Raw genomic sequence first — 19609 nt, 5'->3', positions numbered from 1 at the left:
TCACATCATCAGAGCAAAGGCCCGCACGGGGCTGGCCGACCCGTCAACAAGCGGAAGCGGAGCGCCGACAAAGACGAAGTCCTTGTCCATGACCTTGTTCAGGTTAGTCAGGCCCTCGAACAGGGCGATCCCTTTCGGAAGCAGGATCTTGTGGGCGGGAAACGGGGCATGGTCAGGGCTGGGCGCGTCGAAACCAATAGCATTGACCTTCAGTCTGGTTATGAGCCTGCACGCTTCGTCACTGAGCTCGGGGTGCTCGAGCCACCTTCGCGTGCCTGCCTTCGCGCTGTACCCGGTGTAGAACAGTAGGACCCAACCGCTACCGACTTTCCCCTTGAGCTCCTTCTTCCGCAGTCCTGTTTCGATATCTTTCTTGGTGATTGAATAGTTGGGACGCCGACCAGTAAATTTCAGCACCACTCCCCTGCCAACATACGTGCTGAGCGGGACCTTGTCAATCGTCGGGGCGCCCTGAAGGAAATGCCCTGGCGCGTCAACGTGGGTCCCAGAATGCTCAACAAACGTCCACACACTTGAGTAGTACCCGTTGTCCCGTATGGTCGTCATCGTAGCCCTCAGAGGCATGGGATAGCCCGGGAAGACGTGCGTCCCCAGACTCTTGAACGGGACAGACAGGTCGACAATCTTCCTGAATGGAAGCTTGTCTACCAACCTGCCAGCATAGTTCTGTGAATCTTAGTAAAAGCTTTCGAACGAAGAGCGCGCGAGCGTGATGATGGTATGAAGGGCCCAGAGAGGAATGTGAGTCCACCTATGTTGGTTCAAACACCATTCGAAAGGCGCCTTACGAACCCAACTCGAAATCATCGTCGCAGGCTGGTCTAAAGGATAACGAAGGTGGTCAAACGAAGTCATCACATTCGTGGCTGCCACCGAACGTTCTATCTCTGGTTTGAGGCTAGTTTTTCGAGTCCAGATTCACGCGGAGTGAAGTGCCAACCCACTAGAATCCCGCGACTTCCCTCAACTTCCGAAGGACACCTTTTCCTTCTCTACCCAACTTTGCTGGTCACAACCGACCAAAGACTTGCAAGCATTCTTGTAGGCAATCTGGGCAATCTTCGAATCCATTGCATGGGGCGCCAGGAGGTACGAGCGGCTTCGCGACATGGATGAGCTACGGAGAGCCGATCACATGCTTCGCTGAGTTCACAGCCCTCTGTAGTTTCAGGACAACTGAAGAGATCACAACATTAAACGCGGTCAGTAGTAAGAGGTCGGGATCGAATCTAATCCCGTCGAGGATGTCGTTGCCAAATCCCCACGCCGTTCCGAAACTCCATCTCTGAAGCCATACTACTGCCAAGACATACCCGGTTCCGATTGAAAGCGCAGCCGCTATTGAGATCACCCGCAAGACCTGATTTCTGCGGCCCCGCTTGACGAATTCAAACGAGATCTCGTAGAATGACAACCCGCCTCCGAAGATGTAGAATCCCATCACTAAGTACGCAAAATCGTTCTGGATGAATGTAGTCTGGGGTTGCCACGATGCGGTGGTGAATCCTGACTTTTGGGCCAGGAAATTGACTCCGCCTAAATCGGAGGAATAAGGGACAACCACGCTGCCATTAGTCGGACCGAAGGCGAAATTGCCCGCAGTTGATATCATCAAGAGCGTTGAGTTTGAGGCTGGGACCCAAGCTTGTCCTGGGTATACCCTCTGCCAAATCCGGACGTTCCAACTCTCCCCCACGATGGGGTAACCTGGTGGGGAGACGACTAGCCGCAGTGTTGGCATCGGAAGCTGCACCCCACTGTACAGAATGAATCCAGTGAAAGATGTCAGGGTCAGCCAAAGGACAACTGCTATCGTGACGAGTAGTCTGGGATTCCTCCTTGCCCAACCTCGTACGCCCAACTCCAAGCTTGGGCTTCCAGTGACACACGTGGCACTTATCATCGTTTCTGGGCGTCACACTAGAGGATTCTCAACCCTGCTTGGTCGTACACCTGCTCTAGCTTCTTCCGAGACAGATCCACGTGGTGCTTGGCGAGCGCAGGGCGAAAGACCAAGCTGCCCCGCAATGGAGCAAGCCTGGCACTAATTCGAGGCGAGCACTCTTGGCGGAGATTGTCAGGCGGAGGCTTAACAACGAGCTCGATCAATTATTACTAATTCTACTTACATCCAAGCAAGGAGCGCGGTAAATTTCTGTCACGCACCCAACTTACTCAACTCATCGAGCCAAGATGCAAACATCCATCAACCAAGAATTCTCCTAAGAATTCCAACCACAACGCCAACGCTTACTATTACTATCTCGTTCGTAAGGGAGGGAGAATTGAAAGTATTACCTGGCCGAAGGACGGTAACGTCGCAGTCGCGCTCCAACACGCCGCAACAAGACAGGAACATCGTTCTGCGTTTCTCCATTCGTTGGATTCACATCCAAGAGGTTGCGTCGACCCGCATCTATTTGACTGAGGAGGCCGTCCTTTTGGCCACGGATGCAGAAACGTCGAGCGCTGCTGCGACGCCGTTCCATTCTTCTTCCTTGGTGTCGTCTACCGCCCGCTCAAACCTCTCCAAGCGCCTCTTCCCAGCCGCTGTTGCGGAAATCAAAGGAGGTCTAACGCCGGAATAAAGCACCAGGGCGCACAAATCTATGAGGTCCTTTGTCCTCTTGTCGTCTTGTGTCCTGCCAGGGAACGACTTGACCTTCATTTCCATCAGGAGCTGCGGCGCAGGCATCGTCACGCTGACTCCGTCCAGGTCGGTCTTGACGTAACCGGTCCCGGAGAAGACCTTTGCCAGAAGCGGCTCTTCCAGCACCTTGAACCTTGCCACCTTGAACCTCTTCGGGTCTTTCGTGTCGACGAGGACATCTAAGTACAGATTGAAGATGTCATACTGGGGCAAGCTTCTCTCCTCCTCAGGAGTCAGCTCTCGCTCCTCCCAGAGGTGGTAACGCTTCACGAACCTGAAGGACTCCGGCTCAAAGCCCATCGTCCGTATCTTCTTGATGGCCTTACCGAATGCCGAGCCCTCGAACTCCCTCGGTTTCCACTTCGGGTCAAGGTGGAACCCTAGGTCGATGTCCCTCGAACCCGGGTACTCGCGACCCGTCGTCTCTCTGAACCTCTCCTTCAGCGTAAGGTAGACCGACCAGCCGCCCATCAGACAGTATGGATCGGGAAGGACGCTCAGCATGTTCTTCAGGTAACGCCGCGAGAACTCTGTCTCTCTATCTGGATACACGGCGACCTACCTTGGTCTTGTACGTACCGACGGGAAAGGGACTAACGGAATGGAGCCGGTTGAGAGTCAGGAGCTCTGCGTACTTCTGCATCATCATATTCGCCGCTTCGACGGCCGACCCGACCTCCCTGAGCAAGTCAACTATCAACTGCGGTACCGAGACCATGCGGTAGCCGTCGATCGAGAACGAGTTGTAGAGCACCTGGTCGTCGTACCACCTCAGCCTCACATTCCCTCCGCCCACGAGGGCGCCCTCCTTTACCAGCAGCGCGTGCCACGCTTCGAAGTCGGCACCGCGGATGTAAAGCTCCGTCTTGGATGGGAAGAGATAGCGGTTGACCATGGATTCCGCCCTGTACGTAGTCAGGCCGTACTCTAAGCCTGTGTTCTTCAAGACCCTCAAGACGTCAGGGAGCATGTAGCTCTGCGACTGGTACTTGACGTGTAGGCGGCTCCACCTGGCCAGGAGTCCTTTGTGGTCGGTCACCCGGGTACCTCTGACCAGGCTGGACTTCTCGAGGTCGCGGATGATGAGGCTTACGTGTGTCTGCTCTGTCTGGGCAAGCTTGGCCAGCCTGTACCCCGTAAGGGTTCCCTCGACGTCGCAGAGCAGTATCCTATAGACCCTGTCGGTCTTTACTCCTCTGATCAGCCTATCAGAAGTGTCCGTATGTCCGTTGCCGTCTCTCTCGATTTGCATGGACCCCGCCACACTATCCCAAGTCTGTTTATTTATAAGTCTTATTATAGTATAGTAACTCAATTACCTTATAAACCAAATTATAGTATAGCATACGCATACCCTCGCGCGCGGTGAGACGGTCCCTTCAGCGGGGAAGCTTCAGTATGGCCCTGTCATTCGGCAGAGCGGCGACGAACTCCCATCCCTTCGAGATGTAGCTATCGACCTCGCCCAGCGGTATGACCTTCTGATGGTTGCCGTTGTTCGTCATCGTGCCGAGCAGCCTCCGGCGAATCACCTGTTGGAATTCTTCGTCGGAGACCTTGTCCAAGTCCATCTTCCCAATCTCTTCCTCGTTGAACCCAGCGACGATTAGCAGCTGTTCCCTGAACGCGTTCTTGATGTCCACTCTCCCGCCCGCCCTGCCGATGATTGTCAGGTTGTCGACCGCCTTCGAGTACTCCTCGAGGAGCTCCTTTTCCGTGGGTTTCATGTAGCTCCCCGAGACGCCGATCGCGTGCCCCATCAGCATCTCGGTTATGATGGGCTTGACCCCCGACATCTCCATCCTCGTCTTGAAGAACTTCCTGAACCCGTGCGCCTGTTTGAACTCGTAATTCTTGTAGCCTCCCCTCTCGCTGATGACAGTCCGCATGCCCAGGTGTCGTAGAAGTTCACCGAGCTGATTCTTCAACGTCTTCACCGACGCGACTCCCACCTTGCTCTGGTCGAACTTGCGCGCGTTGGGTTGTGTGGTGAACACGAAAGACATCCCGACGACCTTCTCACCGATCTTCTCCCTCAACTCCCTGTACTGGAGCAGGTACCGATAGCATTCGGGCGTGATGAATGTGAGGTACTCCTCGGGCTCTCCCCTGTATATGGTCACCTTGGCGAGCTTCTCCCCATCCGATTCGACTTCCTCGACGTCCCGCCATCTGAGGTAGGGGACCGAGCCGATCCTGGCCCCGGAGGAGCACAGGAAGAGGGCCAGGCACCTCATGCGCAGGTCAGCGACGTCGACAATCTTGCGGATCTCTTCCAGCGTCGGCGCCCTGTCCTGCCCGGCCCTCCTTGCGCTTGGGACGAACTCGCCGATGTAGTCCCAGTTTATGCTCGTCACGCGGTTGACTTCCAGGAAGCGCTTGAGGGAATGGCGGTATGACGAGGTCGTCGCAGGGCTGGCGTTCTTGCCTACAGCTTGGACGAACTCCCTGAACGTCTCCTCGAACTTCCTTGGATGGGCCTTGGCTTCCCTCACGACTTCGTCTGGAGTCGTCTTGAGGTGCCCCGCATATTGGCTCACCCTCATCAGATGGCCCGCCTTCGTGGCGTCGGCCAGCTTCATCGATGCCATCAACGCCTCGACGGACCTCTGGCCTTCCTCGGAATGAGGTCTCATGTCAATAAAGGCGCTTTAGGTTATAAAACGCCACGGTTTGAGCCTACATAAGAGGGCCCAGAGAGGGATTTGAACCCTCGTCGGGAGGTCTCCGCGAAGAACTCCACAGCCTCCTATGCTAACCAAGCTACACTATCTGGGCCACGCTCGGCGACTCGATTCGCGTATCGATATAAGAATTGAGAAGACATATTTCGCACGAGAACACCTGGCGGACCCTCTTGCTGGCAAACGTGCCCTTGCGGCGAGGACAACGGGCATAACCGCCCGGACATTCATCATCGGAGCATCACGGAAGTCTGTGCGTCAGTTTGGGGAGAGGCTGAATCAAGGCTGGGGCATGCTTCTAATTTCGTTCTCGGAACCATGCCGACACCCATCCTTCCTGCATTCGCATTGTTCTCCTGGCTTCATGATTAGCGTGTAGCCGTCCTGTCCTGGATGCGACAAGGCGCAGAAGAGGCAAAGCCTGGGTTTGCTCACTCTACTGGCGGACTCGGCTTCGACGCCTCGCTTCGACGAATGCGTCGTCCCGTGGATATGAGGGCTCTGTGGAGGGCTCTTTGCTCGCGGCCTCGGCATTCTCTCTCTAGGGATGCTCGCACCAGTATATTACTACCTCGTCACACTCAGTCGCAATAAGGGAGAATAACCTACAAAGGGGTAGACGGGCTGTTGGCCAAGGAGAAGGTCTCGATAGCCGTCGACAAAAAAGTTCTCGACTGGATTGATGCGCAGGTCCGCGAAGACAACTACAGGAACAGGTCTCACGCATTTGAGAAGGCAGTCAAGCTACTGATGGAGGAGAAGCTCAGTCAGTCTCGAGCCTGAACTTCAGAGAGGAGGGCAGGCTGAACATGACCTGGATGTCACTCGGTTCCAGCGACTCGAAGATTGCGTTCAAGTCGTCTCGAAGCAACAGACCGATGTACTCGCCCCACGACAGGCCCCTGGCCTTCAGGTAGATAGAATAGAACGTGAAGGCGTCGTCCGGTATCTCGACTTGAATATTCATACTAAACTACCATCAGATAGCATTTAAGCAGGCCGCTGGTCGTACCATCACGGAAGTCCGTCGGGGTTCCCTGAAAGTCGAGTTGGGCTGAGAGAAACACAATTGGTGCAATCACCTGCCTGACGCAAGCCCACTCTACCTTGTGCGCAGGAAAGGCTTTTCAATCAACAGAGCCCGATGAGGTTGTGGCGCAGGCTGGCGGGGTTGCTCAACAGGGGCCTTCGAAGCTGCCGCCCTACACCACCAAACTCCTCCTCTGGAGCTTCACAATCGGAATCGTCCCTCCCATAGTCTTAGTGGGCGCGCTCGCAGTCAAGAGCCTCTATGCCCTCGACTACGTCCACGTGATTTGTGGTGGAACTTGGACTGGGTTCGACATATACATGGGTCTGGTGATGACTAGGGTCCTGCGGTCGCTCGAGGTGCCGGCCAGAGTCGAAGTCGCCAAGAGGCTCACCCCCACGACATTCTTCATCATCCCTTCGCTTGCCGCAGTGGCGATAACTTCCGGTATCTATTTGGCCCAGTCGATGGGCAAGTTCGACCTTAGCTCGCCGTGGATAATCACCGCGGGCGTTGTGGTTCTGATACTGACAGCCCAGGGGTTCGGAGTGTTCATGCCGAACGGGGTCAGGATCTTCTTGGAGCTGGCGAAGGCCAAGCCTGACGTAGACAAGATAGCGAGACTGAACATGAGGAACATCCGTCTTGCAGGCAGCCAGGCCTTCTTCCAGGTAATCATAATCCTCATCATGGCGCACTTGGCGATATACTGATGAGGTTGCCAATGCGGATGCGTCCAGTGCAGGCACGGGTGGGGGACCGCAGGCGCGGAGGCGAAGGGGCTGATTGAATCTCAACGCTCTTCTAGCCGTACTCGCCTTCGCGGGAGCGTTCATGCTAATCTTCGGCTTCCTATACTCGGGGGCATCTCGGAGCTACGGGCGCGGGGAGCTCGATTTTGGGGGAATCCGACTGCTCCGCTGGGCATTTCTGGGCCACCTAACAATCTTCGTCCTGCTGGGGATCACCGCCTTCCTCACCTAGGGGCAGTCTTCTGGGGAGTGACTTGACGAGATTCGACATCTTGGTCGTCGACGCGCTGTACAGGGAAGAAGAGGAGGCGGTGCTGCGAGGGGACGTGCCCTACCGCACTGCGAAGTTCGGTTTCAGGAAGAGGGACGTATGGCTAGAGGCATGGATTCTTTGAGGCCCGCGATCTGGCACCTCGAGTTGATGGACGAGGTGAGCTCGACCCAGGATGCAGCCTCCCGATTGGCCGAAGGAGGTGCCCCCGAAGGTGTGGTCGTCGTGGCCAAAGCGCAGACTGCAGGAAGAGGAAGGTCGGGGCGGAGGTGGGACTCTCCGGTGGGCGGCCTTTACATGTCCCTCGTTCTGAGGCCATCAAACTCAGCTCAGCCTCAGCTGCTGTCGCTCGTTGGAGCATTTTCGGTCGTGCTCGGAATCGAGTCTGCCACCGGCCTGAAGTCGTCCGTCAGGTGGCCGAATGACGTGCTCATCAGAGGCAGAAAGGTCTCGGGAGTCTTGGCGGAAGCGAGCTATTCGGGGAAGACGCTCTCTTATGTCGTCCTGGGAATCGGCCTGAACTGCAACTCCAGGACTTCGTCGCTGGAGGGAACACAAGGGACGGCAACCTCACTTCTTGAAGAGCTCGGAAGACCCGTCGAAGTGACCAACGTCAGGGAGCGGATTCTCGATGAGTTCCGGCTAGTCTACACTAGGTGGCTTGATGGTGCGGACATCCTGAAGGACGCGGAGCGCTTTGTAGGCACCTTGGGGAAGCAAGTCGTAGCGAAGGCGAAGTCTGGGGCCGAACTCTCCTGCACAGCGCTGGAGCTGGAGAGCACTGGCGGCCTGGTGGTCTTGAATCAAGGGAAGAAGGTCGTGCTGCACGCCGAAGACCTGGAGTGGTTGAGAGAGGAGCTCTAGATGTTCGGCTGGAAGCAAGGTTTAGTTCCACAGCGATACGACCCGGCGGTGGAATCATGAAACTGGTCAACTTCGACGACGGGAACGGGGTTCGGGCTGGCGTTGTCATCGAACACAGGATTCGCGGCTTGTCTGAGTTGCCAGGTTTCTCCTCTGTGAGGAGCGTCGACGAGTTGCTTGCTTCGGGACACCTGGAAGAACTGCGTCGCGCTGTCGGATTCCTCCCCCCAAAGGGAGGCAGCAGCATCGAAAGTAGCAGGCTACTCAGCCCGATTCTCTTACCAGAGAAGATTCTATGTGCGGCAGTCAACTACGGAGGGCACGGCAAGGAGAAAGGGTCGTCCCCTCCCAAGGAGCCATACTTCTTCACCAAGTTCAGGAACTGCATCATTGGGAACGGTGACCCGATACTCATCCCGAGAGTCTCGAGCAAGGCCGACTGGGAGGTTGAACTCGCGGTCATCATAGGAAAGCGAGGGAAGTACATCAGGCGGGAGGACGCCATGGACTACATCGCTGGTTACGCAATCGCGAACGACGTCAGCTTCAGGGACAGGCAGTTCCCCGAGGGCTGGCCGTCGAAACTGAACGCTCAGGGTCAGAACTGGGTCATGGGGAAGGCCCTCGACTCCGCGTTTCCGCTCGGCCCCTGGCTGGTGACGCGGGATGAAATCGCGAATCCTCAGAACATCAGAATCTCGCTGTCGGTGAACGGGGCCGTAAGGCAAGATTCCACCACAGGCGACATGATCTTCGGGGTTGATCGCCTCGTTGAGTACCTGTCCTCTGGCATCACTCTCTCGCCAGGAGACGTCATCTCGACCGGCACGCCAGCCGGGGTGGCTGCCTACAGTGGTGCGCCCTTTCTGAAGGACGGAGACGTTGTCGAATGCCAGATCGAAGGCATCGGCAAGCTGCGGAACCCGGTGGTACAGGAAACATAGCGTCGTAGATTGGCTCTGCGTAGGCCAAGCGCCGCAGTTTCCTACTTGAGGACCCCTTTAATCTCGTCGAAGTACGGGAGCGTCCCTGGGTTTGGAGCCACCCAACTGTAAACGATGTTGCCCTTGTCGTTCAAGACGAATATGGCCCTGTTTGCAACGTTGTAGCCCTTCACTCCGCTCAGGTCGTTCCAGAGCACGCCGTAACTCTGCGTGACCTCTCTCTTGAAATCGCACAGCAGAGGAAACTGCAACCCGTTCTTCTCCGCGAACGCCTTGTTCGAGAATGGGTCGTTGACGGAAACGCCGACCACCGCCGCGTTCAGTTTCTGCAGCTCGTCGAACATGTCCCTGAAGGTGCACATCTCTGTGGTGCACGTGCCTGTGAACGCGCCTGGGAAGAATGCTAGGATTGTCTTACGGCCCTTGGTGAGCAGCTCTGAGAGCTTCCGTTCCTTCTTGTCCGCATCGTAGAGTGTGAATTCCGGAGCCCGTTCACCGACTTTTGGCGCATGTGGCATGACGTGCCGTCGCGATTCTCTATGTTTAAGATCTTCCGTGGGACGCGCCGCTCAATCGGTCACTTAATGATCGAAGTTACGGGAGACTCTTTAGGGGCTCTCTACTCGATTGAGACTCAGCCGAAAGCCCTTAGATCCTGCCGCCTACGGCAACAGCTTCTCACGCATTATCAATCGGTCAACGGACGACAATAGCACGGCGGTCGTGACCATCAGCGCCGCCGCTATCCCCAGGTCGAGCCAGATTATCGCACCCTGCAGGAGGAACAGAAGCAGGAACTCGGGGAGGACTAGGAACACCCCTATGGTTATCCCGACTGGAGAATTCATCCCGGTGGGCTTCCTCTGCATCGCGCTGAACCCTGTCATCAGGAATGTCACCAAGGCCACGTCCGCCAAACCCATCACGACCGCGAGCGCTCCAACTCCCAATGCGTACGGCGGCCCAAATGCCGAGAGGACGACGCTGATGAGCACAGCAGGCACCATGGGCAGCAGAGAGAGCATCAATGCCGCCTTGAGGTATCCCTTGAAGACGTCGCGCTGACTCATGCCTGTGGCGAGCAAGTACTCCAGCACTCCCGCGTTCTTGTCGTTGACGAAGAGCAGGTAGGTCGGCGTGGTGATAATCAGCCCGAAGATGGCGAAGAAGGGCACGAGCATCAGCCCGAAGACGGAGCCTAGGTCGAACGCCTGGCCACTGTTGGAGATGACGCTCCCTGCCCTCGCCCCCACGCCGAAGGAGACGGTGATGAATATCGCCATCCCGATGCTGATGGCGACGTAGACCACACCCATCCTTGCGCTCCTGACGAAGACCTGCCTAGAGATGTCCGTCTCCTATCTACCTCCCCCGAACAGGTCTTCCAAAGGATTCCCGAGCTCCTTCACTTCGTATACCGTCATGCCCGCATCGACTACCCTCTTCACTATCGCTCCTACCTCCTGCGGTCCGGCTACATCCAGAACGAAGTATTCCTTCTCTCGCTTGCCTTCGGGGAACAGCACCGCGAGGTCGCCCGAGGCCCTCAAGCCGACCCGGTAGCCTCCCGTCCTCAGCTCTTCCTTCCTACCATAGAACCCTAGCTTCCCATCCTTGATCAAGACGATGAAGTCGCCGATTTCTTGGGCCTCGTACAGGTTGTGAGACGAGTAGAGCACGAACCTGTCCTTGCTCAGGTTCAGGAGGATGTCCCTCACCTCCTTCGCGACCACAGGGTCCAGGTTCGACGTCGGCTCGTCCATCAGGTACAGCTTCCTCTCCCTGAGGAAGAGCTTGGCTATCGAGACCCTCTTCTTCTGGCCCTGGCTGAGGTCGCTCACCTTCTTGCTTGCGAGGTCTCTGAGGTCGAGACGCTCTAGTGCCTTGTCAGTGTCGCCTTCCTCGATTGCGCCGTAGAAGGCCAACGCCTTTGCAACCGTCATCTCCTCTGGCATTGCTGTGAGGTGGGAGAGGTATCCGATCTCCCTACGCACTTGGTTTGCCGCGTAGAGGTCCTGACCGTCAAGACTCACCTTCCCGGAGATGGGCCTCAGCACGCCGGCCACCGTCCTGAAGAGCGTCGTTTTTCCCGCGCCGTTCGGTCCTAGCACGACGTAGATTGCAGGCTTTGAAATCTCGAGCGAGATTGAGTGCAGTACCTCGGCGCCGTTGTATCCAGAACTGAGCCCGTCCAGCTTCAGCATCAGTGTTCAGAACTCGCCCTTCTCGTCGCTACATGAACCTTACGACCGAACCGTTCTTAAGCAGGAAACGGCTCGCCGACTCTTCCACGGATTGGACACGTGATGCCGAACCACGACACGCCTTTGCCGATGACCTTGCCGGAACTCTCCGACGACGAGAAGGCGAGGTACAGCAGGCACATAGTCATGCCCGAGGTGGGAATGGACGGTCAGCGCAAGCTCAAGGCTTCGTCAGTAGTTGTTGTCGGTGCAGGCGGACTGGGAATCCCGGCTACCGTCTACCTCTCAGCGGCGGGTGTGGGAAGGATAGGCATTGTCGACAACGACGTCGTCGAACTGTCCAACCTCCACAGGCAGTTCCTCTTCTCCGAGGCCGACGTGGGTCGGCCCAAGGCGGAGCTACTGCGGTCTCGTCTACTCTCAATCAACCCGAACGTCGACGTCCAAGTCCATCGGGAGAGGCTCGATTCCTCGAACGCGCTGAAGATTCTCGGCCCCTATGACGTTGTGATTGACGCCACCGACAACTTCCCGAGCAGGTACTTGATCAACGACGCCTGCGTCCTGTTGGGGAAGCCAGACGTGTACGCCAGTGTCTTCAGGTTCGACGGGCAGGTCTCCGTCTTCTCGACCGAGGCTGGGCCCTGCTACAGGTGCCTCTACCCCGAGCCCCCTCCACCGGAGTCGGTCCAGTCGTGCGCAGAAGCAGGGGTGCTGGGCGTGCTCACGGGCATCGTAGGCGCCGTCCAGGCAAACCAAGCAATCAACATACTGCTCGGGAAGGGAGCCTCGCTATCCGGGAGGCTGCTCTTGTTCGACAGCATGGATACATCATTCAACGAGTTGAAGATCAAGAAGAATCCCGAGTGCCTTGTCTGCGGAACCAAGCCAAGGATTACGAAGCTGATTGATTACGAGGAGTTCTGTGGAGTGAAGAGGAAGGCTGTGGAGGATAACGGTGAGATTACCCCGATTGGTCTCAAGAGCTCAATCGACAGGGGTGAGAAGCCGCTGCTGCTGGACGTGAGGGAACCCTACGAATATCAGCTGTGCCACATCGAAGGCGCCAAGCTCGTCCCACTGGGGCAGCTCCCGCTCAGGACGAAGGAACTAGACAAGAACGAGACGATCGTGGTGTACTGTCATACCGGGATCAGGAGCTCGTACGCCGTCCAGTTTCTGAAGAAGGCGGGCTACGCAAAGACGAGGAACCTGTACGGGGGAATCAAGGCGTGGGCGGAGCAGGTCGACCCGAAGATGCTCAGATACTGAGGCCAGAACGACCTCCTTTTGACCCCAAGCACCCTTCTTCTGCGACTGGCTCTCGTCTTCCTAGTCGGAGGAGGATGGGTGACCTTTGTGACCTGGGCCATGGCCAAGTCACACATTCCATATAGTGTGCCACCACACTTTTTGCAGAGACAGCTGACCTAGTGATTGTCCGAGTGACAACGTCTGCACAGCTTACGCTTATCGTGGCATCGTTCTGTGACGGAGGTATACGCGATGCCGAGCAGACGCGTGGAATAGGGTCTAGAGCGACCAACTAGCCTAAGTTCAGTCGGCAGGCTTTCAAAACCGGTATGACTTGATGACCTTGAATAAGGTGTGTCTCAGAACAAGCGGGGGAAGGGCTGGCCTGCTTGGAATGTGACATTGCTGTCGTAGGGGGCGGGGTGCTCGGAGTGACGACCGCTTACTGGCTCAGCGGGCTCTACGACTGCTCCATAGTCATCGTGGATAAGGACAGCGGGCCCGCGTTGCACACCACTCTCAGGAACACGGGAGTGGCACACAGGCCATACTACCTGGACCCTCAACGGAAGAGGATGTTCGCAATCTCAGCTGGGAGGTCGTATCGGATGTGGATGAAGCTGGCTTCGGAGTTCGGCCTGCCATGGAAGGAAGTGGGCACCCTAATGGTGGCCACGGAGGAAGAACAGGTCAGGACCCTGGAACGCTACGCGGGGTGGGCCGCGGATAACGGTATGGGAGAAGAGGAGTACGAGCTGCTCGATGCCGGCGGAGTCAGGAAGATCGAGCCAGAGGTAAGCTGCCGCGGCGCTTTCTTTTCCAAGACTGACGCCTCGACCGACTTCGCAGCGCTCACGACCGCTGTCTGGCGCCTGGCGGAGGCCAACGGTGTCAGGTTCCTCCCCTGGGCTGAGGTCGATGGGGTGGAGGGGGGGCGGCGAGGGCCGACCCTGCGGTTCAGCGACGGGCGGAGGCTGGATTGCTCGCTGATGATCAATGCAGCCGGTGGGGGGTCGCTGGACTTGGCGCACTCGATGGGACTGGCCCGACAGTACGCCAATCTGCATTTCAGGGGGGAGTACTGGGTTGTGGACGAGGCACGGGCGCCGAGGGTGAACAGGAACATCTACTCTGTGGCTAGGCACGCCGAGTTCAACTTTCTCGACCCGCACTTCATAATCCGTGCTGATGGGAGGAGGGAGGTTGGGCCTAATGCGGTCCTCGTGGCAGGGCCCGACACGTACAGGGGCATAGGGGGGCTCCGCGAACTCCTCGGGATGGTCGTCGAGAGACCAATAGTGCCCAAGTTGAGGTTGTTCAGCGATAGGGCATTCCTCTCCATGGTCTCGGATGAATGGAGGAGCTCGCTCTCCAAGGCCGCGATGTGCAGCAGGGTGAGGGCGCTGATACCTACGATGGACAAGGTGATGCTCATCCGGCGCGGCCTGGCGGGTGTGAGAAGCTCGCTGGTGGGGGATGAGGGGTTCGTTCCGGAAGCGCTCATTGTCGAGGGGGAAGCTTTCATGCACGTCCTCAACTTCAATTCTCCCGGGGCGACGGGAGCACCAGTATTCTCCGCACAATTGGTTAGGAGGCTGGAAGCTAGAGGGTGCCTCAACGGGTTCGGGGCAAAGGCGCACGCCGGGAGGTTTTGGGATTTCGAGGATAGTGGCTTGTAATGAGTGCCCATGGACTCCGCCCCTAACCTTCATCATCGGTGAAAAGCTCCACCTCTAGGAACCAAGCCACCGCGGACAAGCAGGAACCACGATTCGGAAATCCCTAGCGACATTCTCATTCCACTTTCTCACCCTCCCGCTCAATGAGCATCTACACGTAACAGCTCCGATTATTACCCGACATGTAATACCACCTCCCCAAATCTAGCAAGGCGTCGGAACGACTCCTTTGGAAAACCGAACCCGAAGCCGCCTACTGAGTGGTAATCGCAATCGGCGTGGTCTACTACCAATTTGGCAGGCCCTGGCCGCTCTTCTCACGAGCCAGTCAGCTCACCTGCCGTCATGCAAACGCTCAGCGGCCAAGGGAGCGCATCGCCTCTTTCATCACCTCGACCTTCTCCTTCAGAATGGCTATCGCTTCCTCCAACCTCTTACAGTCCTCTTCCTCCGAGGTGAGGGCCGCGTCGAGCTCTGCAATCTTGCTGGGCGCACTTTCCAGGTCTCGCATTATCTGCCCGAGCGGGACATAGTCCAACCTGCGCGGCATTCCGGCAAAGAGCTCGCGTTGCACCTGATTGATCTCGCTGAGCTTCTTATCGTCCGTTGCGGCAAGCCAAGAGACCTCCCTTGCCGCCCGCATGCTCTCATAGAGCTGATCCTGCAGTCTGACATAGGCTTCCCAGTACTTCATCCACGACTCGTTGAACGAGACGATGATCTCCGTGAGCTTCGCGTCACGTGAGCCTTTGTTTGAATCCAATGTGGTGAAAACTTGCGAAGCCCCATTAATATGGTTTGGACGCGCCCTTATTAGGGCCAAGAAACGGAAACTACCGTGAATCAGATACAGCCCGAACTATGTCAAGACAATCAATTCGCACGGCTTGGGTTTCGGGTAGGCGCGAAAGGCGCTCGGAGAACGCGTTTCCAAGCTTCCGTATTGCCTCAGATTCCAGAAGAAGGTTGACTAATTCATGAAGGCGACAATAGTCACCTACGCCGATGAGTTCGCGAAGAGAGAGATCGAGGAACTGGCGAAGGCCGCTGGCTATTCCGTTGCAGCGGTGGTCACGCAGAAGCAAGTAATCAAGTCAGCCTATGGGGTCGGGGTCGGGAAGGCAGAGGAGCTCCTCGAGCTGGTCAGTGGCAACGACTCTGACACCTTAATCATAGACGAGAGTCTCACCTCGTCCCAGGCAAACAACCTCGCCAAAGTGACACACGTCGAGGTGATCGACCGCGAAAGGCTGATCCTCAACATCTTCGCCCTGCGCGCCGTCACAACGGAGGCCAAGCTTCAGGTCCAGCTCGCTGAGCTGCGCTACGAAATGCCTCGCGCAAGAGACGCTGTGCGCTACTCCGTGAGGGGCGAGCGGGCGGGATTCTCCGGACTGGGTGAGTCTGCCGTGGATGTCAAGTTCAGAGCCCTCAAGCGCAGGATGGAGACGATCAAGAGCAAGCTAGCCAGCGCCGGGTCGAGCAGGACGGTCCAAAGGAAGGAGCGGTTGAAACTGGGCGACTCGCTAGTGTCGTTTGCAGGCTACACCAGCAGTGGGAAGACCACTCTTTTCAACAGGTTGGCATCCGAAACCAAAGAGGAGTCCCCGAAACTCTTCACAACGCTCGCCACGACGACCCGCGCAATAACAACTCCAGGTTCGAAGAGAAGGGTGATGTTATCCGACACTGTTGGGTTCATCTCGAGGCTTCCTACGTACCTCGTCGAGTCGTTCAAGTCGACTTTGGAGGAGCTCACGTACGCTGACCTCGTGCTCCTGGTCATCGACGCTAGCGAAAGTCTCGATAGCATCAGGATAAAGTTCGGGAGTTGCAAGGAAGTCCTAGGAGAACTCGGAGTTGACCCGAAGAAGACGCTTCTGATACTAAACAAGATGGATCTTGTGGCTGATCGGAGCAGCGAGGTCGCATCGGACGGTCTCTTTGAGGGATTCTCCACGCTGAGAACCTCAGCGACGCGCGGCGACGGCATGCGCCAGCTGAGAAACAGAATATTCGAACTGACGCGCGAGAGGGACTCCACGATAACAGCCAGTCGCAGGGACTAGCCGGACCCGAAAAGGGGGTCGTTCCTTTATATACTGGGGCAGCAATTTACTATTTGAAATAACTGGTTATTTCTGATTCGTGATTACAAATATCCAACAGCACAAACTTTTCGCGGCTCCTGAAGTTAGAGAGGAGTTCGGCCAAATGCCCCAGATGCGGGAAGAGCCGAATGGTGATTGATGGTTCGGGGTCGGAACTCTACTGCAGCGATTGCGGACTGGTGGTGAAGGAGAAGATTGTGGATATGGGTCCAGAATGGAGGTCTTTCTCGAGCGACGAAAAGGGCGACCGAAGCAGGACGGGAACCCCCACATCGATTGCCGTCCACGACATGGGGTTGGCCACGGTGATAGGGGGCCTCAACAAAGACGCGTCCGGCAGGTCACTATCCGGGTCCATGAAGTCCACTGTCGAGAGGCTGAGGACATGGGACCGGAGGAGCCAGGTCCACGAGTCTGCTGACAGGAACCTCCGACAGGCATTCAGCGAGCTGCGGAGATTCGCGGACAAACTTGCGGTATCAGAGGCCGTCACGGAAAAGGCGGCTTACTTCTACAGGAAGGCCCTCGAGAGGAGCTTGGTAAGGGGGAGGTCTATCACGTCTATCATGGCGGCGTCGCTCTATGCCGCTTGCAGGGATGGCGAGATCCCAAGGACCCTGAAGGACGTAGCCGCTGTGAGCAATGTCAAGGTCAAGGACCTCGCAAGGTCGTATAGGCTCCTGCACAGGGAGATGGATTTCAAAATGCCGGTGGCCGAGGCGACGAGGTGCGTATCCGGAATCGCATCTAGGGCGCAAATGTCTGAGACAACGCAAAGAAGGGCGCGCGAGATTCTACTCAGGGCCAAGGCGATGGGGATCTCAGCCGGCAAGGACCCGATGGGGCTGGCGGCTTCGGCTCTCTACGTCGCCTGTGCATTGGAAGGCGAAGAGAAGACGCAGAAAGACGTCGCAGAAGCTGCCGGGGTGACCGAGGTCACGATCAGGAACAGGTACAAGGGTCTCAGAGAGGCCCTCGGAATCTGAGATGGAAATCTATTCTGAAATCTCTTCACTAAGGACCTGATAGGCCTTGGGTCCAGACTTCTCCTGTACAACCAACACGATGTCTTCATAGCTCAAGAACGCATCGAGTATGCTCACACCGTTCCTGTAAAGTAGCTCAGTGATGAACGACGCAATTCCAGGAACTTTCTCCACGGAAGGCGAAAGGCGAATCGTGATCGTGGCGACATCCCTTCTGAGCGATGTCTCGTAACGTCCCCAAAGCGCCTCCTCCAGAAGTTTCGCATCTTCCTCTTCTGCTACTACCTTGACCGAGTTGAGCAGCTGGAAGACGTAAGGCGTGCCACTGAACTTGGACTCCAATCTCAAGACATCTTGCAGAATCTGATGAGTCTGTGCAGCCTTCCCCCCGACCGTCATTTCAACCATACCTCCCGCGAGATTGAGTTTGGAGCCCTTCAAGCTGGCAGACACCTCACCGATTTGCCCTTCACCCAAACCATCGGAGAATCTCTTGATTGCTACCACGATTGTGTCCACGTTCGCTTTCTTCCCAGCCAGTTCTTCCACTTCGGACGAAATCTTGGCTGCGAGTCCATGATAGTTAACTATCTTGAGCTTCAGCGACTCGAGCACCACATAGTTCCGCGAGATGATGGTCGACACGGCCTCGCTTACCGGCACCCCATTCCTGCGATACTGTGAGGCTGCCATTCCACGCGCCCACCAGCTCCCCTTCCGGATGTAATAAGAATAACATCGAATACAGATACCCTTATATAGTGTCATAGGTATGACAAGTTGAAATAAAATGATAACCGCAAACATGAATCCAACAACCATCATCGCATCTGTTCAGCCGAAGATGCTCAGCCAAGTAACCGAGCAACTGAGGCGCACACAAGGAATCACCTACTTCTCGCCAGTCACCGGCAGGGCCAATCTAGCGATCGAGCTGAAGGCCGCAGACCAAAAGCAGGTCTACGATCTGGTCAACAAAGTCCGATCCATTACCGGGGTCACATCGACAAGAACCTACACGCCTTTCGAAGGCTTTGCAAACGGCAAGAACGTTCAGGCAACTGACTCTCTTGCACTAGTTCTGTTGCAAGTCAACGAGAACGCGCAGAAGGTCCTCCAATCCCTAGAACAGCACCCACAAATCCGCAATGCATTCGTCATACCGGGCGAATTCGACATCCTAGCGACTGTGTACGGGAAGAACCAAGACGAGCTTCTCTCCCACGTTTCGAAGATTGCCGAAGTGCAAGGTGTGAGGTCAAGCGAGACGATGTTAGCCTACCGGCCCATCTGGGCGTAGGCTCCGTTTTTTCTTATTATCAGAACCCTTCCAGCTTGATTGGCGATGCCAGACGCGCCATCTACTTGGCCTGATGCCGAACCAAGATAGACCGATTGGACCCCAACCAGCAAGCTCGCCAAGTCGGTCGTTCCATCGGCGGATCCTCAGGCTAACTGGACCCTGACCCTCTCCGCGCCTTCCTCTCTTCTTTTCTCTCTCTAACTTTCTCTTTCTTTTTCTTCTTCCCTTCTCTACCCAAGAATGTCCCTCTCCAGCCGACCGCGGATTCCCACGTCTTGGTAGCATATAGACCTGCAATACGATTTCCGCTCTTGGAAATCGATTACTGATTGGCCTTGGAAGCATTCTTCCAAGAACTACTAGCCTTCAATCTGCGCTCAGTTTGCTGCTGCACCTGGCCTATTTGTGCGATGCCGCGGGTCGGATTTGAGCACTAATTTACCGGCAAACTCCGAGCAGTTCTAGGTCAAGAGTCCAAGTCCGATGGGGCCTGACCTTGCACTCGGTCGAAAACAGGATATTGAACCATGGCACGCCATGGAATCAAATCCGCCTGGATTCGAACCCATCTAGATCCTGAGGTTACTGGCGCAGCGGTGCTGGTCAGAATCAGCCAAATCTTGCCCAGGATTGGGATTCAACGTGCCACGGCGGTCGCCGGGGCTACCACCCGGCAATATGGGTGCAAATCACCGACTGCCAGTCCTTCCCCCCCTGCGTCGAGGCGCGACTCGCTAGGGAATCAGCAGTATCTTGCCCTCTACCTTTCTCGATTCGAGAATCTCGTGGGCCTGCCTCGCTGACTTCAGCGGAAGCTCGCGGAAGATGCGGGGCTTGAGCCTCCCTTCAGAGACGA

General features: G+C 56.5%; 22 protein-coding genes and 1 tRNA gene. 11 read left to right on the top strand and 12 right to left on the bottom strand.

The features are described from left to right. From LYZ69_09405 to LYZ69_09380, 6 genes are all read right to left on the bottom strand, one after another. Window positions 1-672 carry a cyclase family protein gene (locus LYZ69_09405; GenBank protein MDV3278660.1) on the bottom strand — a complete coding sequence of 224 codons (672 nt, stop codon included), beginning with the start codon at window positions 670-672 and terminating at the stop codon, window positions 1-3. A 466-nt stretch (window positions 673-1138) separates the two neighbouring features. Further along, window positions 1139-1762, bottom strand: coding sequence for a hypothetical protein (locus LYZ69_09400; protein MDV3278659.1), 624 nt, complete (start codon window positions 1760-1762; stop codon window positions 1139-1141). Window positions 1763-2437: 675 nt separating this feature from the next. After that, the gene (locus LYZ69_09395; GenBank protein ID MDV3278658.1) at window positions 2438-3223 is read right to left on the bottom strand and encodes a hypothetical protein; all 786 of its coding nucleotides are present in this window, start codon (window positions 3221-3223) and stop codon (window positions 2438-2440) included. After that, on the bottom strand, window positions 3210-3923 hold the full coding sequence (locus LYZ69_09390; GenBank protein MDV3278657.1) for a hypothetical protein: 714 nt from the start codon (window positions 3921-3923) through the stop codon (window positions 3210-3212). Before LYZ69_09390 ends, LYZ69_09395 begins: the two co-directional genes overlap by 14 nt. A gap of 127 nt (window positions 3924-4050) precedes the next feature. Further along, entirely contained in the window at window positions 4051-5307 is a 1257-nt protein-coding gene (locus tag LYZ69_09385) for a site-specific integrase (GenBank protein MDV3278656.1), read from the bottom strand. A 54-nt stretch (window positions 5308-5361) separates the two neighbouring features. Next, window positions 5362-5449: transfer RNA gene (locus LYZ69_09380), tRNA-His, on the bottom strand. Between the two features lie 533 nt (window positions 5450-5982). On the opposite strand from LYZ69_09380, the gene LYZ69_09375 reads away from it, so the two are divergent. Beyond that, window positions 5983-6138: a ribbon-helix-helix domain-containing protein gene (locus LYZ69_09375; GenBank protein MDV3278655.1), complete on the top strand. Its 156-nt coding sequence runs from the start codon at window positions 5983-5985 to the stop codon at window positions 6136-6138. On the opposite strand, the gene LYZ69_09370 is transcribed toward LYZ69_09375, so the two are convergent. Beyond that, a complete protein-coding gene (locus tag LYZ69_09370) occupies window positions 6119-6322 on the bottom strand; it encodes a hypothetical protein (protein ID MDV3278654.1) in 204 nt (67 codons plus the stop codon). The genes LYZ69_09375 and LYZ69_09370 overlap by 20 nt on opposite strands. A 140-nt stretch (window positions 6323-6462) precedes the next feature. Here LYZ69_09370 and LYZ69_09365 point away from each other — a divergent pair, with 140 nt between their 5' ends. From LYZ69_09365 to LYZ69_09345, 5 genes are all read left to right on the top strand, one after another. Next, entirely contained in the window at window positions 6463-7098 is a 636-nt protein-coding gene (locus LYZ69_09365; protein ID MDV3278653.1) for a hypothetical protein, read from the top strand. Between the two features lie 73 nt (window positions 7099-7171). Then, on the top strand, window positions 7172-7369 hold the full coding sequence (locus LYZ69_09360; GenBank protein MDV3278652.1) for a hypothetical protein: 198 nt from the start codon (window positions 7172-7174) through the stop codon (window positions 7367-7369). A gap of 22 nt (window positions 7370-7391) precedes the next feature. Beyond that, window positions 7392-7532, top strand: coding sequence for a hypothetical protein (locus LYZ69_09355; protein MDV3278651.1), 141 nt, complete (start codon window positions 7392-7394; stop codon window positions 7530-7532). Next, complete coding sequence (locus tag LYZ69_09350; GenBank protein ID MDV3278650.1) at window positions 7520-8272, top strand: biotin--[acetyl-CoA-carboxylase] ligase; 753 nt, start codon at window positions 7520-7522, stop codon at window positions 8270-8272. Before LYZ69_09355 ends, LYZ69_09350 begins: the two co-directional genes overlap by 13 nt. Window positions 8273-8328: 56 nt before the next feature. Beyond that, complete coding sequence (locus LYZ69_09345) at window positions 8329-9216, top strand: fumarylacetoacetate hydrolase family protein (protein MDV3278649.1); 888 nt, start codon at window positions 8329-8331, stop codon at window positions 9214-9216. Window positions 9217-9257: 41 nt separating this feature from the next. On the opposite strand, the gene LYZ69_09340 is transcribed toward LYZ69_09345, so the two are convergent. The 3 genes from LYZ69_09340 to ccmA all read right to left on the bottom strand — a co-directional run bounded on the left by LYZ69_09340 (window position 9258) and on the right by ccmA (window position 11420). Beyond that, window positions 9258-9734: a peroxiredoxin gene (locus tag LYZ69_09340; protein ID MDV3278648.1), complete on the bottom strand. Its 477-nt coding sequence runs from the start codon at window positions 9732-9734 to the stop codon at window positions 9258-9260. 144 nt (window positions 9735-9878) lie between these two features. Then, a complete protein-coding gene (locus LYZ69_09335) occupies window positions 9879-10532 on the bottom strand; it encodes a hypothetical protein (protein ID MDV3278647.1) in 654 nt (217 codons plus the stop codon). 42 nt (window positions 10533-10574) lie between these two features. Further along, on the bottom strand, window positions 10575-11420 hold the full coding sequence (gene ccmA / locus LYZ69_09330) for a heme ABC exporter ATP-binding protein CcmA (protein MDV3278646.1): 846 nt from the start codon (window positions 11418-11420) through the stop codon (window positions 10575-10577). A gap of 102 nt (window positions 11421-11522) precedes the next feature. Here ccmA and moeB point away from each other — a divergent pair, with 102 nt between their 5' ends. Continuing rightward, complete coding sequence (moeB, locus tag LYZ69_09325) at window positions 11523-12692, top strand: molybdopterin-synthase adenylyltransferase MoeB (protein ID MDV3278645.1); 1170 nt, start codon at window positions 11523-11525, stop codon at window positions 12690-12692. A gap of 371 nt (window positions 12693-13063) precedes the next feature. Further along, window positions 13064-14353: an FAD-dependent oxidoreductase gene (locus LYZ69_09320; GenBank protein MDV3278644.1), complete on the top strand. Its 1290-nt coding sequence runs from the start codon at window positions 13064-13066 to the stop codon at window positions 14351-14353. A 355-nt stretch (window positions 14354-14708) separates the two neighbouring features. On the opposite strand, the gene LYZ69_09315 is transcribed toward LYZ69_09320, so the two are convergent. Next, window positions 14709-15116, bottom strand: a complete 408-nt coding sequence (locus LYZ69_09315) for a hypothetical protein (GenBank protein ID MDV3278643.1) — start codon at window positions 15114-15116, stop codon at window positions 14709-14711. Window positions 15117-15330: 214 nt separating this feature from the next. Between LYZ69_09315 and hflX the strand changes: the two genes are divergently transcribed. Next, window positions 15331-16422 (top strand): GTPase HflX, encoded by a 1092-nt coding sequence (gene hflX, locus LYZ69_09310; protein MDV3278642.1) that lies wholly within the window; start codon window positions 15331-15333, stop codon window positions 16420-16422. 170 nt (window positions 16423-16592) lie between these two features. After that, window positions 16593-17450: a transcription initiation factor IIB gene (gene tfb / locus LYZ69_09305; GenBank protein MDV3278641.1), complete on the top strand. Its 858-nt coding sequence runs from the start codon at window positions 16593-16595 to the stop codon at window positions 17448-17450. Window positions 17451-17459: 9 nt separating this feature from the next. On the opposite strand, the gene LYZ69_09300 is transcribed toward tfb, so the two are convergent. Beyond that, entirely contained in the window at window positions 17460-18143 is a 684-nt protein-coding gene (locus tag LYZ69_09300; protein MDV3278640.1) for an ACT domain-containing protein, read from the bottom strand. A gap of 97 nt (window positions 18144-18240) precedes the next feature. Here LYZ69_09300 and LYZ69_09295 point away from each other — a divergent pair, with 97 nt between their 5' ends. Further along, the gene (locus LYZ69_09295) at window positions 18241-18750 is read left to right on the top strand and encodes an Lrp/AsnC ligand binding domain-containing protein (protein MDV3278639.1); all 510 of its coding nucleotides are present in this window, start codon (window positions 18241-18243) and stop codon (window positions 18748-18750) included. Window positions 18751-19609 lie beyond the last annotated feature (859 nt).

Source organism: Nitrososphaerales archaeon, from assembly GCA_032906765.1.
GTDB lineage: Archaea > Thermoproteota > Nitrososphaeria > Nitrososphaerales > Gagatemarchaeaceae > DASPPF01.
Note: the sequence above shows the minus strand (reverse complement) of the source record. Positions and strands in the feature narration are given on the sequence as shown.

Excerpts from the sequence above, each read along its gene's own strand:
- LYZ69_09345 (MDV3278649.1), top strand. The coding sequence starts at position 8,329 with ATGAAACTGGTCAACTTCGACGACGGGAACGGGGTTCGGGCTGGCGTT.
- tfb (MDV3278641.1), top strand. The coding sequence starts at position 16,593 with ATGGTGATTGATGGTTCGGGGTCGGAACTCTACTGCAGCGATTGCGGA.
- LYZ69_09300 (MDV3278640.1), bottom strand. The coding sequence starts at position 18,143 with ATGGCAGCCTCACAGTATCGCAGGAATGGGGTGCCGGTAAGCGAGGCC.
- LYZ69_09400 (MDV3278659.1), bottom strand. The coding sequence starts at position 1,762 with ATGCCAACACTGCGGCTAGTCGTCTCCCCACCAGGTTACCCCATCGTG.
- LYZ69_09350 (MDV3278650.1), top strand. The coding sequence starts at position 7,520 with ATGGATTCTTTGAGGCCCGCGATCTGGCACCTCGAGTTGATGGACGAG.
- hflX (MDV3278642.1), top strand. The coding sequence starts at position 15,331 with ATGAAGGCGACAATAGTCACCTACGCCGATGAGTTCGCGAAGAGAGAG.
- LYZ69_09385 (MDV3278656.1), bottom strand. The coding sequence starts at position 5,307 with ATGAGACCTCATTCCGAGGAAGGCCAGAGGTCCGTCGAGGCGTTGATG.
- LYZ69_09335 (MDV3278647.1), bottom strand. The coding sequence starts at position 10,532 with ATGGGTGTGGTCTACGTCGCCATCAGCATCGGGATGGCGATATTCATC.
- LYZ69_09370 (MDV3278654.1), bottom strand. The coding sequence starts at position 6,322 with ATGAATATTCAAGTCGAGATACCGGACGACGCCTTCACGTTCTATTCT.
- LYZ69_09295 (MDV3278639.1), top strand. The coding sequence starts at position 18,241 with ATGATAACCGCAAACATGAATCCAACAACCATCATCGCATCTGTTCAG.
- moeB (MDV3278645.1), top strand. The coding sequence starts at position 11,523 with ATGCCGAACCACGACACGCCTTTGCCGATGACCTTGCCGGAACTCTCC.
- ccmA (MDV3278646.1), bottom strand. The coding sequence starts at position 11,420 with ATGCTGAAGCTGGACGGGCTCAGTTCTGGATACAACGGCGCCGAGGTA.
- LYZ69_09340 (MDV3278648.1), bottom strand. The coding sequence starts at position 9,734 with ATGCCACATGCGCCAAAAGTCGGTGAACGGGCTCCGGAATTCACACTC.
- LYZ69_09390 (MDV3278657.1), bottom strand. The coding sequence starts at position 3,923 with ATGCAAATCGAGAGAGACGGCAACGGACATACGGACACTTCTGATAGG.